The 12,119-nt window shown below is 64.1% G+C and carries 14 protein-coding genes; 1 reads left to right on the forward strand and 13 read right to left on the reverse strand.

What is annotated here, in order from left to right:
- Positions 1-72 precede the first annotated feature (72 nt).
- From ACE04I_RS04350 to phnG, 7 genes are read right to left on the reverse strand one after another with little or no spacing between them, the layout of a single operon-like run.
- Positions 73-690: a DapH/DapD/GlmU-related protein gene (locus tag ACE04I_RS04350; protein ID WP_487206670.1), complete on the reverse strand. Its 618-nt coding sequence runs from the start codon at positions 688-690 to the stop codon at positions 73-75.
- A complete protein-coding gene (gene phnL / locus ACE04I_RS04355; RefSeq protein WP_487206671.1) occupies positions 687-1,394 on the reverse strand; it encodes a phosphonate C-P lyase system protein PhnL in 708 nt (235 codons plus the stop codon). The genes ACE04I_RS04350 and phnL overlap by 4 nt, the downstream gene beginning before the upstream one ends.
- An 11-nt stretch (positions 1,395-1,405) precedes the next feature.
- Positions 1,406-2,182: a phosphonate C-P lyase system protein PhnK gene (phnK, locus tag ACE04I_RS04360; protein ID WP_487206672.1), complete on the reverse strand. Its 777-nt coding sequence runs from the start codon at positions 2,180-2,182 to the stop codon at positions 1,406-1,408.
- A complete protein-coding gene (locus tag ACE04I_RS04365; protein ID WP_046793905.1) occupies positions 2,179-3,054 on the reverse strand; it encodes an alpha-D-ribose 1-methylphosphonate 5-phosphate C-P-lyase PhnJ in 876 nt (291 codons plus the stop codon). The genes phnK and ACE04I_RS04365 overlap by 4 nt, the downstream gene beginning before the upstream one ends.
- On the reverse strand, positions 3,051-4,157 hold the full coding sequence (locus ACE04I_RS04370) for a carbon-phosphorus lyase complex subunit (protein ID WP_046793906.1): 1,107 nt from the start codon (positions 4,155-4,157) through the stop codon (positions 3,051-3,053). Before ACE04I_RS04370 ends, ACE04I_RS04365 begins: the two co-directional genes overlap by 4 nt.
- A gap of 3 nt (positions 4,158-4,160) precedes the next feature.
- Positions 4,161-4,775 (reverse strand): phosphonate C-P lyase system protein PhnH, encoded by a 615-nt coding sequence (gene phnH / locus ACE04I_RS04375; RefSeq protein WP_487206673.1) that lies wholly within the window; start codon positions 4,773-4,775, stop codon positions 4,161-4,163.
- A complete protein-coding gene (gene phnG, locus ACE04I_RS04380) occupies positions 4,775-5,242 on the reverse strand; it encodes a phosphonate C-P lyase system protein PhnG (RefSeq protein WP_046793908.1) in 468 nt (155 codons plus the stop codon). Before phnG ends, phnH begins: the two co-directional genes overlap by 1 nt.
- Positions 5,243-5,325: 83 nt before the next feature.
- On the opposite strand from phnG, the gene phnF reads away from it, so the two are divergent.
- The gene (phnF, locus tag ACE04I_RS04385; RefSeq protein WP_487206674.1) at positions 5,326-6,066 is read left to right on the forward strand and encodes a phosphonate metabolism transcriptional regulator PhnF; all 741 of its coding nucleotides are present in this window, start codon (positions 5,326-5,328) and stop codon (positions 6,064-6,066) included.
- Between the two features lie 24 nt (positions 6,067-6,090).
- Here phnF and ACE04I_RS04390 read toward each other — a convergent pair whose 3' ends face one another.
- From ACE04I_RS04390 to mepA, 6 genes are all read right to left on the reverse strand, one after another.
- Positions 6,091-6,726, reverse strand: a complete 636-nt coding sequence (locus tag ACE04I_RS04390; protein ID WP_046793910.1) for a 2,3-bisphosphoglycerate-dependent phosphoglycerate mutase — start codon at positions 6,724-6,726, stop codon at positions 6,091-6,093.
- 19 nt (positions 6,727-6,745) lie between these two features.
- Positions 6,746-7,567, reverse strand: a complete 822-nt coding sequence (gene dapB, locus ACE04I_RS04395) for a 4-hydroxy-tetrahydrodipicolinate reductase (protein ID WP_487206675.1) — start codon at positions 7,565-7,567, stop codon at positions 6,746-6,748.
- Between the two features lie 27 nt (positions 7,568-7,594).
- On the reverse strand, positions 7,595-9,394 hold the full coding sequence (locus tag ACE04I_RS04400; protein ID WP_487206676.1) for an ABC transporter ATP-binding protein: 1,800 nt from the start codon (positions 9,392-9,394) through the stop codon (positions 7,595-7,597).
- Between the two features lie 105 nt (positions 9,395-9,499).
- Positions 9,500-10,522: a glucokinase gene (locus tag ACE04I_RS04405; RefSeq protein ID WP_046793913.1), complete on the reverse strand. Its 1,023-nt coding sequence runs from the start codon at positions 10,520-10,522 to the stop codon at positions 9,500-9,502.
- A gap of 18 nt (positions 10,523-10,540) precedes the next feature.
- Positions 10,541-10,915, reverse strand: coding sequence for a methylglyoxal synthase (locus ACE04I_RS04410; RefSeq protein ID WP_046793914.1), 375 nt, complete (start codon positions 10,913-10,915; stop codon positions 10,541-10,543).
- 115 nt (positions 10,916-11,030) lie between these two features.
- Positions 11,031-12,083, reverse strand: coding sequence for a penicillin-insensitive murein endopeptidase (mepA, locus tag ACE04I_RS04415; protein ID WP_487206677.1), 1,053 nt, complete (start codon positions 12,081-12,083; stop codon positions 11,031-11,033).
- Positions 12,084-12,119: the final 36 nt, after the last annotated feature.

The raw sequence follows: 12,119 nt of genomic DNA on the forward strand, positions 1-12,119 counted from the left end.
CGCCCTTCATGAAGCTTGAATGTCGGTTTTGTTTCAGTCCCGCGACAATCGCGTCACAGTTTTATGACGCGTTCATGCGCCATGTCGGGACAGAAAGTCCTCTGCTGAAAGGGTTCGGAAATCATCGAGCGCATCACGCAATTTCGCATGATCCCAATCCCACCAGGCGAGCCGGTCCATGCGCTCGCCCGCCTCTTTCGTGAAGCGCTGGCGGATCAGTTTCGCGGGCACGCCGCCGACGATCGTGTAGGGAACGACATCCTTCGAGACGACAGCGCCGGCGCCGATCACCGCGCCGTTGCCGACCGTGACGCCCGGCAGGATTGTTGCACCGTGGCCGATCCAGACGTCATGACCGATGACGACACGCTGATCCCGCCGCCATTTGAAGAAATCCTCTTCGTTTTCGGCATCGTCCCAGTAATTGGCGGCGCGATATGTGAAATGATGCAGTGTCGCGCGCCAGGTGGGATGGTTGGTGGCGTTGATGCGCACGGAAGCGGCGATGTTGACGAACTTGCCGATCGTCGCGCACCAGATCGAGCCGTCCTGCATGACGTAGGAATAGTCCCCGATCTCGGCCTCCTCGATGCGGCAGCGCTCGGAGACTTCGGTATAGCGCCCGATCGTGGAGTGCTTCACGCTGGCGCTTTGATGGATCGCTGGCTCAAGCCCGACCTTGACGCTCATGCCGCCACCTTCCGGGGGGAGAATTGCGCCACATCGAGAATCCGGTCGGCGACCGCCTCGCGTACTTCTTCGTCGTGGAAGATGCCGAGGAGTGCAACGCCTGCCTCCTTCTTTTGCCGGATCATCTCTACCACCACGCGGCGGTTGACGGCATCGAGCGAAGCTGTCGGCTCGTCCAGAAGCAGGATCTGGTGAGTTGTTATGAAGCCGCGGGCGATGTTGACGCGCTGCTGCTCGCCGCCGGAAAAGGTCGCGGGCGGCAGTCCCCAGAGTTCCCTGGGCAAATTGAGCCTGGCAAGCAGTTCGGAAGCCTTGTCTTTCGCTTCCGCCGCCTCCACGCCGCGCGCGACAAGAGGTTCCGCCACGACATCCAGGGCCGCCACGCGCGGAACGGTGCGCAGGAACTGGCTGACATAGCCCATGGTGTGCCGGCGTACGTCAAGGATGGCGCGCGGATCGGCGGTGGCGATATCCACGATCCGGTCGCGATGATCGACGAGGATCTGTCCGGCATCGACGGCGTAGTTGCCGTAGAGCATCTTCAGGATCGAGCTCTTGCCGATGCCGGAAGGTCCGCCCAGCACGACGCATTCGCCGCTTGCGACCGAGAAGTTGGCATTGTTGACGACCGGCAGACGGATGCCGTCGCGCAGGTGCATGGTGAAGCTCTTGAAGACTTCGGAGACGACGAGGGGCGTGGCCATCTTTGTTTTCCTCACACCTGAAGGATCGATGAAACGAGCAATTGCGTGTAGGGCTCGCGTGGGTCGTCCAGCACCCGGTCCGTCAGACCGTGCTCGATGACGAAGCCGTCCTTCATCACCATCATCCGGTGGGAGAGGAGGCGGGCGACGGCAAGGTCGTGGGTGACGATGATCGCTGCGAGGCCGAGATCGTTGACCAGGCCGCGAACCAGATCGAGCAGGCGGGCCTGCACCGAGACATCGAGCCCGCCGGTCGGCTCGTCCATGAAGACGAGGCGGGGACTGGTCACGAGATTGCGGGCGATCTGCAGGCGCTGGCGCATGCCGCCGGAGAAGGCGCGAGGCTGATCGTCGATGCGGTCGGTGCCGATCTCGACCCGGGTGAGCCAATCGCTTGCCGTATCTCTTATCTTGCCGTAGTGCCGGTCGCCGACCGCCATCAGCCGCTCGCCGACATTGGCGCCGGCCGAGACCGTCATGCGAAGCCCGTCGGCGGGGTTCTGGTGCACGAAGCCCCAGTCGGTGCGCATCAGGAAGCGGCGTTCGGCCTCTCCCATGTGATAGAGGTCACGGAAATTGCCGTCGCGCATGCGGTATTCGACGCTGCCCGCCGTGGGCATGAGCCGGGTCGAGATACAGTTGAGGAGGGTCGTCTTGCCCGAGCCGGATTCGCCGACGATGGCGAGCACTTCGCCCGGCCAGAGATCGAAGGACACATCCTTGCAGCCGATGCGCTGACCGTAGAACTTCGAAACGGAATTGACCTTGAGGAGCGGTGTGTCGGTCATTCTGCTGCCTCCTGGCTCGGCATCTCGCCGGTATGGCCTTCCTCGCGGCGTTCCTCGCAATGGTCGGTATCGGAACAGACGAACATGCGCCCGCCCTTGTCGTCGAGCACCACCTCGTCGAGATAGACGCCTCTTGCGCCGCAGAGCGCGCAGGGCTGCTCGAACTTCTGGATTTCGAACGGGTGATCCTCGAAATCGAGACTGACCACGTCGGTATAGGGCGGAACCGCATAGATGCGCTTTTCGCGGCCGGCGCCGAAGAGCTGCAGCGCATCGGACATGTGCATCTTCGGATTGTCGAACTTGGGGGTCGGCGACGGGTCCATGACGTAGCGCCCGGCGACCTTCACCGGATAGGCATATGTGGTGGAGATCCGGCCGTTGCGGGCGATATCCTCGTAGAGCTTCACATGCATGAGGCCATATTCCTCAAGCGCATGCATTTTGCGCGTCTCGGTTTCCCGCGGTTCGAGGAAGCGCAGAGGTTCCGGAATCGGCACCTGATAGACCAGCACCTGGCCTTCCCCGAGCTTCTGCTCGGGAATGCGGTGGCGGGTCTGGATGATCGTCGCTTCCTTCGTATGGGTGGTGACCGCGACATTCGCGACCTTCTCGAAGAAGGCTCGGATCGAGACCGCATTCGTCGTGTCGTCGGCGCCCTGATCGATCACCTTCAGGATGTCGTCCGGGCCGATGATGGAAGCGGTCACCTGCACGCCGCCGGTTCCCCAGCCGTAGGGCATCGGCATTTCGCGGGAAGCAAAGGGTACCTGATAGCCCGGAATGGCGATCGCCTTCAGGATCGCCCGACGGATCATGCGCTTCGTCTGCTCGTCCAGATAGGCGAAATTGTAGCTGGCAAGGTCCGTCATTCGGCAGCCTCCTGCATGGGGTTGTCGCCGTTACGGGCGGCTTCGATATCGGCGCGCATCTTGCGCACCAGCGCGAGTTCGGCCTGAAAGTCGACGTAATGCGGCAGCTTCAAGTGCTCCACGAAGCCCGTCGCCTGCACGTTGTCGGAATGGGAGATGACGAATTCCTCATCCTGCGCCGGCGCGGTGATGTCCTCGCCGAACTCTTCCGCCCGCAGCGCGCGATCGACCAGCGACATGCTCATCGCCTTGCGCTCGCTCTGACCGAAGATGAGCCCGTAGCCGCGGGTGAACTGCGGCGGCGCCTTGGCCGAGCCCTTGAACTGGTTGACCATCTGGCATTCGGTGACCTGGATGCGGCCGAGCGAGACGGAAAAGCCGAGTTCGGGAACCTCGATTTCAACTTCCACCTCGCCGATCCGGATTTCCCCGACGAAGGGGTGAGTGCGGCCATAGCCGCGTTGGGTGGAATAGCCGAGCGCCAACAGGAAGCCCTCATCGCCGCGGGCAAGCGACTGCAGACGCAGATCGCGAGGCATGGGGAATTCCATCGGCTCGCGGGTGATATCGCCCGCCTGATGGTCTTCCGGGAACTCACCGTCGGATTCGATCAGGCCCTCATGGGCGAGAATATCGGCGACGCGCATGACGGCATCGCCCGTGGCTTCCCGCCGCTCGGGCTCCTCGACGGGGGTGTCGGCGATCAGCGAGGGGTCGAGCAGGCGGTGGGTATAGTCGAATGTGGGGCCGAGAAGCTGGCCGCCCGGCAGGTCCTTGTAGGTGGCCGAGACGCGCCGCTCCACCAGCATCTTCGCCGTATCGATCGGCACCGAAGTGCCGAAGCGCGGCAGGGTGGTGCGGTAGGCGCGCAGCAGGAAGATCGCTTCGATGAGGTCGCCGCGCGACTGGCGGACGGCGAGTGCGGCGAGCGGCCGGTCGTAGAGGGAGGCCTCCGCCATCACGCGGTCGACCGCAAGGCCGAGCTGTTCGACGATCTGCTCGATGGTGACGGAAGGCAGCGTCCGGTCGCCCCGGCGTCGATCGGCAAGCAGCCGATGGGCGTTTCTGATGGCGGTCTCGCCACCCTTGACGGCAACATACATGGCTTATTCTCCTGCCCGTGAAGCGGCGATCCTGGTCGTGCGCGGCAGGCACAGGCAACGGCTGCCGGCCGTCAGCACCACGTCCACGCCGCGCGGGAAAAGCGCCCGGTTGTCGGCCCAGAGCCGCTGAAAGACTTCCGGCAGCCCGGCAATGGAAACGGTGACCGATTTCTGGATACCGGGTCCTGAAAGCGTGAGGGTCTCGCCGGCGTCGAATTCCGCGACTTCTATGATGATCGTCGTGGAGCGGTCCGGGTATTCCTGCGTGCCGGCCGCAAAGAGCCCGAAAGAGGCGATGGTCGCGCCGGCCTCCACGAAGGCGAAGCGGGCCTCGGCCTTTTCCCGGGTGATCGGCGCGCCGGTGTGGAAGCTGATCCAGTTTGCGGCCGGTGATTTCGCAAGCCCGGCGCTCAGCCATACGGCCGTCTCATGGTCCAGCAGCGTCAGCGCGATGGCGCCGGCGGCCGCGCCGAGCGGCTCCGGCTGCCCCATCGCGTCCTCCACGTGATGGATGCTGCCCGGACGGGCCATGCCGTCCATGAGCTTGCGGAACACGCTTTGGGATTGGAAGACGGGATCGTTGAAGCCGCCGGTCAGAGCTGCGGTCTTTATGTTCATCAGTCCTCTCCCCGTACCATGGTGAAGAAATCGACGCGGGTGGCGGCCGTCTCCTGTGCCTTCCGCTCGTCCTCGGCGGCAAGCCGGGCTTCCGCGGGCGACAGGAGTTCTCTTTCGACGAAATCGCGCGTGCCGGGTTCCTGCCAGAGCGCATCGAAGATGGCGGCGAGCCGGACGGCTTCCTTATTCGTGCCGAGCGCCTGCGCGTGCCCGGCCGTGCCGGAGGCCAGCATCACCGTCGCGCGGGTTATCGTCGCCTCGCCCAGATTGAAGGGATCGCCGCCGCCGCCGATGCGGCCGCGCACCATCACCAGCCCGGTCTCGGGGCCGCGGATAGGCTTCGCCTCGGGTTTTTCGGGAAGGGTTTCCCAGGCTGTTCGAAGCTCGCCGGGTGTCGCGCGCGCGAGCAGGCCGACGGTCCGGCGGCGCTCCGCCTGGTCCGGCCCTGTTTGTTCTGCAATATCCATTGTCAGGTCCTCAAATGTCTATTGATATAGACAACCATACAAGTTACTATACTGGTAACCCGCAAACGTAACAAGCATGTGACATGGACAAGGGACATTCGAACGTTCAACGACAGAACGGGGTGGCGTTGTGGCGGCAGATCGCCGACCGCATCCGCACCTCGATTGCCAATGGCAATTACGACGCGACTGGCAAAGTGCCTCCGGAAGTGGCGCTCGCCGCCGAATTCGGGGTCAATCGCCACACGGTGAGAAGCGCGCTTGCCGCGCTGGCGCAGGAGGGCATTGTCCGCCCCATGCAGGGGCGGGGCACGCTGATCGAACGCAAGGAGCGGTTGACTTTCCCGATCCGCCGGCGAACGCGCTTCATCGAGGGGATCGGAGACCAGGCGCGGGAGAAGGAAGGCCTTCTGCTCCATTCCGCCGAGGAGCCTGCCTCCGCCGAGCTTGCCGCCCGTCTGCAAGTTCCGGAAGGGACATCGGTGATCCGCCTGGAGATTGTGCGCAAGGCCGATGGCCGGGCCGTCGCGCGCTCGACGGCATGGTTTCCGGCCGAAAGGTTTCGGGGATTGGAGCAGGCCTATCGCGACAGCGGCTCCATAACCGCCGCTTTCGGAAAGCTCGGCCTGTCGGACTATCTTCGTGCCACGACCGAGATCACGGCTACCCATGCGGATAGCGGTGATCTTGCCGATCTGGAATTGTCACCGGGGGCAATCGTGCTGGTGACGCGTGCGCTGAACACGGATACCGAAGGCGTGCCGGTGCAATATGCCATCACCCGGTTCGCAGCCGACCGGGTGCAGTTCACGATCGAGAATTGAGGAGTACCCTCGCCCTGAGCGCGCTCAATGCGCGCCGGACATGTCGCCGAGAACTTCCTTGGAGGCCACGGTGGAGTCGGCGTTCAGCCTGTAGACCATGGGCACGCCGGTCGCGAGGTTGAGCTTGAGTATCTCCTCCTTGCTCAGCTTGTCGAGCACCATCACCAGCGAGCGCAGCGAATTGCCGTGCGCGGCGACCAGTACCGTCTCGCCGCGCAGCACGCGGGGCAGGATCTCGGTCAGGTAATAGGGCCAGACGCGCGCGCCCGTGTCGCGCAGGCTCTCGCCGCCGGGCGGCGGAACGTCATAGGATCGGCGCCAGATATGCACCTGCTCCTCGCCCCACTTGGCGCGGGCATCGTCCTTGTTGAGACCGGAGAGATCGCCGTAGTCCCGTTCGTTGAGTGCCTGGTCGCGGATGGTTTCGAGACCGGGCTGGCCGACCTTGTCGAGCACGATCTTCAGCGTGTCCTCGGCGCGCTTCAGCACGGACGTAAACGCGATGTCGAACTTGATGCCGGTATCGGCAAGCGCCTGTCCGCCGGTTTCGGCTTCCTGGATGCCGAGCGGCGTGAGGTCCGGGTCGCGCCAGCCGGTGAACAGGTTCTTGAGGTTCCATTCGCTCTGGCCGTGGCGAACGAGGACGAGGGTACCGCTCATGAAATTCCTCCAGGAAATGTCAGTGGGAGAGCCCGAGAACATCGAGCATGGAATAATAGCCGGGCTTCTTGTCACGCGCCCAGAGAGCCGCCGCAACCGCGCCGCGGGCGAAGATGGAGCGGTCACGCGCGCTGTGCGACAGCGTGACGAGTTCGCCCTCGCCGGCGAGGATGACGGAGTGGTCGCCGACGACGGAGCCGCCGCGCAGCGTCGCAAAGCCGATGGTCCCGGTCTCACGGGCGCCCGTGTGCCCGTCGCGGACCTTGACCGCATGCGCTGGAAGTTCGATCCCGCGCCCCTTGGCGGCCGCTTCGCCCAATAGGAGCGCGGTGCCGGAGGGAGCGTCGACCTTGTGCTTGTGGTGCATCTCGACGACCTCGATATCCCATCCCGCCGCTGGCAGGGCGCGGGCGGCCTGTTCGACCAGCACGCCGAGCAGGTTCACGCCGAGGCTCATATTGCCGGACTTGACGACGCGGGCGTGGCGCGCAGCGGCCTTGATCTTTTCCTCGTCTTCCGCCGAGCAGCCGGTCGTGCCGAGCACGTGCACGATGCGTGCCTGGGCGGCCAGCCCCGCAAAGGCGACGCTTGCCGCCGGCGCGGTGAAATCGAGCACGCCCTCCGCATGCAGGAAGGCGGCCAGCGGATCGCTGGTCACCGGTACGCCGAGCGGGCCAACGCCTGCAAGCTCACCGGCATCCTTGCCGATGAAGGGAGAGCCTTCGCGCTCGATGGCGGCATGCAGGATTGCGCCCTCGGTCTCGTGGATGATGCGGATCAGGGTCTGGCCCATCCGACCGGCGGCGCCGACCACCACGAGTTTCATGTCATTGCCGCTCATGCGTCATCCCGTTCCTGTAACACCTTGTCATGCTCCGGCAAGCTGCCCGGTTCCGGGCGCCTGCAGGTTGTTGAGGCGAGCGTAAAGACCGTCCTTGCGCTTCGCAAGCGTCTCATGCGTGCCTTCCTCCATCACCCGGCCCTCATGCATGACGACGATCTTGTCCGCCTTGACGACGGTCGAGAGCCGGTGCGCGATGACGATCACGGTTCTGCCGGTCATGGCCGTCTCCAGCGCCTTTTGCACGGCGGCTTCCGATTCGTTGTCGAGGGCGGAGGTCGCCTCGTCGAGAAGCAGGATCGGCGCTCTGCGCACCAGCGCGCGGGCGATCGACAGGCGCTGGCGCTGCCCGCCGGACAGCGTCACGCCGTTTTCGCCGACCGGCGTGTCATAGCCCTTGGGCTGGGCGAGGATGAAATCGTGCGCATGCGCCAGCCTCGCGGCTTCCTCGATTTCCGCGTCCGCCGCATCCGGCCGTCCGTAGCGGATATTGTCGCGGATCGTGCCTTCGAAGAGATAGGGCTGCTGGGAGACATAGGCGAGGCTGTGCCTGAGCGAGGTTTTGGTGACGGTCGTGATATCCTGTCCGTCGATCAGGATACGGCCCTCAGTGGGGTCATAGAAGCGGGGTATGAGATTGATGATGGTGGATTTGCCGGCACCCGAAGGGCCGACCAGGGCCGTGGTCTTGCCCCCTTCGGCGACGATATCGACCCCCTTCAAGATCGGATCGCCGTTCGCATAGGCGAAGGCGACACCCTGCAACTCGATCCTAGCATCGGACACCACGAGGTCCTTCGCATCCGGTTGCTCGCGCTGCTGCGGTTGCAGGTCGAGAAGGGCATAGATCATGCGGGCATTCGCGACGGCGCGCTCCATCTGCACCTGCAGTTTTGCGAGCCGTCGTGCCGGATCGTAGGCCATCAGCAGGGCTGTCACGAAGGCGAAGAAAGCTCCAGGGGGGATGTCATGGTAGATGGAGCGAAAGGCGGCATAGGCGAGCACGCCGGAGATCGCCAGCCCTGCGAAGGTCTCGGTCAGCGGCGCGGTGCGCTCCGAAAGCCTCGCTATGCGGTTTGCGCGGCCTTCGGCAGCGGTGATGATGGTGTCCACCTTGCTGTTCAGTTCCCGTTCCATCGTGAAGGCCTTGACGATGGTGATGCCCTGGATCGTCTCCTGCATGGCCCCCAGCACATGGCTGTTGAGATGGACCGCCTCCACCGTCGCCTTGCGCAGTTTCCGGGAAACGATGCGTAGCGAATAGATGAGCGCCGGCGCCACGACGAGAATGATCAGCGAAAGAATGGGGTCCTTGCTGATCATGACGCCGATCAGCGCAATCAGCGAAAGCAGGTCGCGGGCGGTGGAGGTGACGGTAAGATTGAGGACGTCGCGGATGCCGTTGACGTTCTGGCTCACCTGGGCGGCCAGATGAGCCGAGCGAGCCTCGGCGAAAAAGCCGACCGAAAGCGACATCAAATGGGAATAGAGGCGGCGTTGGTAGCGCGCCACGATATTGTTGCCGATCTTCGAAAGCGTAACGGCCTGGCCGTAGGTGGCAAGGCCGCGCAGCACGAAGGCGGCGAGAATGCCGCCGCAGATGGCAACCACCACATCGGCGCGTTTGTTGGCGAAAGCCTCGTTCACCACGGCTTCCATGATCCAGGCGGTGAAGGCGGTCGTTCCGGCGATCACCACCAGGCAGAAGATCGCGAAGGCATAGCCGGGAATATGATCGCGGCCGTTTTCGGCAATGATGCGCTTCAGCACGCTGCTGACGGTGCCGGCATCGATCTGGCGTTTCGTCTTCTTGGTCTCGGCTTTCAAAAAGGCCTTCCCATTCCGGTTTTACCGTCGGGCGCAATATGACGCGCCGGGCGTCTTAGCCCTTCGACGCGGCTTTTGAAAGCGTCGAGGGCGAGAATCGTCCGATCAGCGCCTCCAGCGGCGGCCGTCGGTGGAAATGCCGTAGCTCGAGGGCGCGCGGGCATAGCTTGCAAGGCCTGCGGGTGCTGCGAGCGGATGGGTGACGACATAGGTCGGTATGGTGCGCATCAGTTCGGAATGCGGCGCCTTGTCCTCGAACTGGATACGGAATTCCGGTTTTTTCAGCGCGGTGACGATCTTCTGGGAAATGCCTCCTGCGAGATAGACGCCGCCGCGCGCCATGAAGATTAGAGCCATGTCGCCCGCCAGACGGCCAAGATAGGTGACGAAGAGCTCGATGGTTTCGGCCGCCTGTCGGTCGTCGCCGGAGAGGCCGAGCGCCGTCACGTCGGCGGGAATGGCGAGTTTAGGGTCGATGCCGTCGGCAGCGCAGATCGCGCGGTAGATGTTGACCAGACCGCGCCCGCAGAGGAGCTGCTCGGCGGAAATGCGGCCTTCGATGCGCTCGATATGGGGGAATATCTGGAAATCGCGGTCGGAACGCGGCCCGATATCCACATGCCCGCCCTCGCCGGGCACCGGAAACCAGGTGTGCTGGGCATGCACCAGGCCGGCCACGCCAAGTCCGGTGCCGGGCCCGAGGACGACGCGCGAGGCGAGCTGCGGCTCGCCGCTGTCGCCGATCGGCTCGCGATATTCCGCCGGAAGAGAGGCGACGGCTAGCGCCTGGGCCTCGAAGTCGTTGAGGACCAGCACGTCCTCGAAGCCGAGCTCGCTGATCATGGCCTTCGGGCGCACGATCCAGTCGCAATTGGTCAGATCGATCTCGTCGCCGTCTATCGGTCCGGCGACGGCGAGGATGGCCGATCGCGGCTGCACGGAGGTCGTGTCGAGCACCGTCTTCTGGATCGCCTCGTCTATGGTCGGGAAATCGGCGGTGCGGACATTCGGGAAGTGCCGAGGTTCGGCATAGGCATCCGTCAGGATGGAGAACCGGGCATTGGTGCCGCCGATATCGCCGATCAGGATTGGGAAGGGAAGATTATCGGTCTTCGAAACGTCGGCCATCGGCAAACTCGTGTTGTCTCAGTGGAAATCGATCAGTCGCTCGGCCGTGGCGCGGTTCAGCGCCATGGGAATATCGTAGACTGTGGCGAGCCGGGTCAGCGCCTTCACGTCCACATCGTGGGGAAGAGCGCTCAAAGGATCGATAAAGAAGATGAGTATGTCCACCTCGCCGATGGCGATCATTGCGCCGATCTGCTGGTCACCGCCGAGCGGGCCGCTCTTCAATCGCGTCACCTCGAGTCCCGGACAGGCTTCCTGCACCCGTCCGCCGGTGGTGCCGGTCGCCACGATGCGGAAGCGGGAAAGTGCGGCCTGGTGACGGCGGGCGAATTCCGCCATGTCGTCCTTCTTCTCGTCGTGCGCGATCAGCGCTATGCAGGGCTGGGCGGACATGCGGGGTTCCTCACCGAGAGACGATTTCAATCGTTTGCAGTGGCCTTCTAGCGCGTGCTGCAGCCCTTGGAAAGTGCAAGTGCCGCCGATCGCGTCGGCGACGCCCGGAGAGGCTTCATCGCATCGGCCGCGGCAGCGGAACGGGAACGTTCGCAAGGGCCGCGGGTTCGTCACCGATGATCGCCTCGATGCTTTGCACCGGCGCACTCGGCGGCTGTTCTGAGGAAAAGGCCACGGCATCGGTGCCGAATGTGGCTTCCTCCTCTGGCCGGGCGGGCTCGGCCAGCACGACGGCGCAGGCCTTCGGCAGGTCGGAGAGGACCACCGGCCTCGGCTTGACCGGTTTCTTGTTCGGATCGGGCTTCGGCTTTGCCCAGGGCTCATCGGTGAACCACCAGGCGAGCGACTTGTCGCAGCCGTCCCCCTCCGGGACCGGAGCCTGTGCCTTGCAGCCGACGGCATCCGCCGGGCACTTGATGCGGATGTGGAAATGATAGTCGTGGCCGTAGATCGGGCGCACCTTGCCAAGCGCCGAGCGGTCACCGGTCCAGGTATCGCAGAGCTTTTTCTTGATGGCCGGATTGACGAAGACGCGTTCGACCTGCGGATAGCTGGCCGCCAGCATGATCAGCCTGGCGTGCTGCGGTGTCCAGATCGAAGGATCGACCGTCAGGAATTTGTTCTTCGCAAGCATCGATATCGCCGAGGTGTCCTCACGCTCGCGGTAACTCAGCTTGCGCTGGGGCATCGGCGTCAGCCAGATATCGGCATCGAGGCCGATCTGGTGTGAGGCGTGGCCGGTGAGCATCGGACCGCCGCGCGGCTGGGAAATGTCGCCCAGGAGCAGGCCCGGCCAACCGGCCTTTTCCGTCGCATCGCGCGAGAACTGCTCGATCAGCGCGATCATCTGCGGGTGGCCCCAGCGTCGGTTCCGCGAAAGACGCATCGCCTGCCAGGTTGGTCCGTCGGTCGGGATCGCGACGCCGCCCGCCATGCAGCCCTTGGAATAGAAGCCGAAGGATTGCGCGTCGGACCTGCTCGGCAACTTCATGCCGCCGAACAATTCCTTGGCCGGTTTTCCTTCCTGCGCCACCGATTGCCCCGCGAGACTCCCCGAAAGAAGAACGGCAGCCGCCGCCCGCAAAATGATTTTCGATATCAGGTGCATTGTATTCCGCCGTCCCCGGACAAATCACTTCCCGCC

The organism is Rhizobium moroccans (genome assembly GCF_057559155.1).

Coding starts and splice junctions, on each gene's coding strand:
- ACE04I_RS04410 (WP_046793914.1), bottom strand. CDS start 10,915: ATGTCCGCCCAGCCCTGCATAGCGCTGATCGCGCACGACGAGAAGAAG.
- ACE04I_RS04350 (WP_487206670.1), bottom strand. CDS start 690: ATGAGCGTCAAGGTCGGGCTTGAGCCAGCGATCCATCAAAGCGCCAGC.
- phnF (WP_487206674.1), top strand. CDS start 5,326: ATGGACAAGGGACATTCGAACGTTCAACGACAGAACGGGGTGGCGTTG.
- ACE04I_RS04365 (WP_046793905.1), bottom strand. CDS start 3,054: ATGACGGACCTTGCCAGCTACAATTTCGCCTATCTGGACGAGCAGACG.
- mepA (WP_487206677.1), bottom strand. CDS start 12,083: ATGCACCTGATATCGAAAATCATTTTGCGGGCGGCGGCTGCCGTTCTT.
- ACE04I_RS04370 (WP_046793906.1), bottom strand. CDS start 4,157: ATGTATGTTGCCGTCAAGGGTGGCGAGACCGCCATCAGAAACGCCCAT.
- dapB (WP_487206675.1), bottom strand. CDS start 7,567: ATGAGCGGCAATGACATGAAACTCGTGGTGGTCGGCGCCGCCGGTCGG.
- phnL (WP_487206671.1), bottom strand. CDS start 1,394: ATGGCCACGCCCCTCGTCGTCTCCGAAGTCTTCAAGAGCTTCACCATG.
- ACE04I_RS04390 (WP_046793910.1), bottom strand. CDS start 6,726: ATGAGCGGTACCCTCGTCCTCGTTCGCCACGGCCAGAGCGAATGGAAC.
- phnH (WP_487206673.1), bottom strand. CDS start 4,775: ATGAACATAAAGACCGCAGCTCTGACCGGCGGCTTCAACGATCCCGTC.
- phnG (WP_046793908.1), bottom strand. CDS start 5,242: ATGGATATTGCAGAACAAACAGGGCCGGACCAGGCGGAGCGCCGCCGG.
- ACE04I_RS04405 (WP_046793913.1), bottom strand. CDS start 10,522: ATGGCCGACGTTTCGAAGACCGATAATCTTCCCTTCCCAATCCTGATC.
- phnK (WP_487206672.1), bottom strand. CDS start 2,182: ATGACCGACACACCGCTCCTCAAGGTCAATTCCGTTTCGAAGTTCTAC.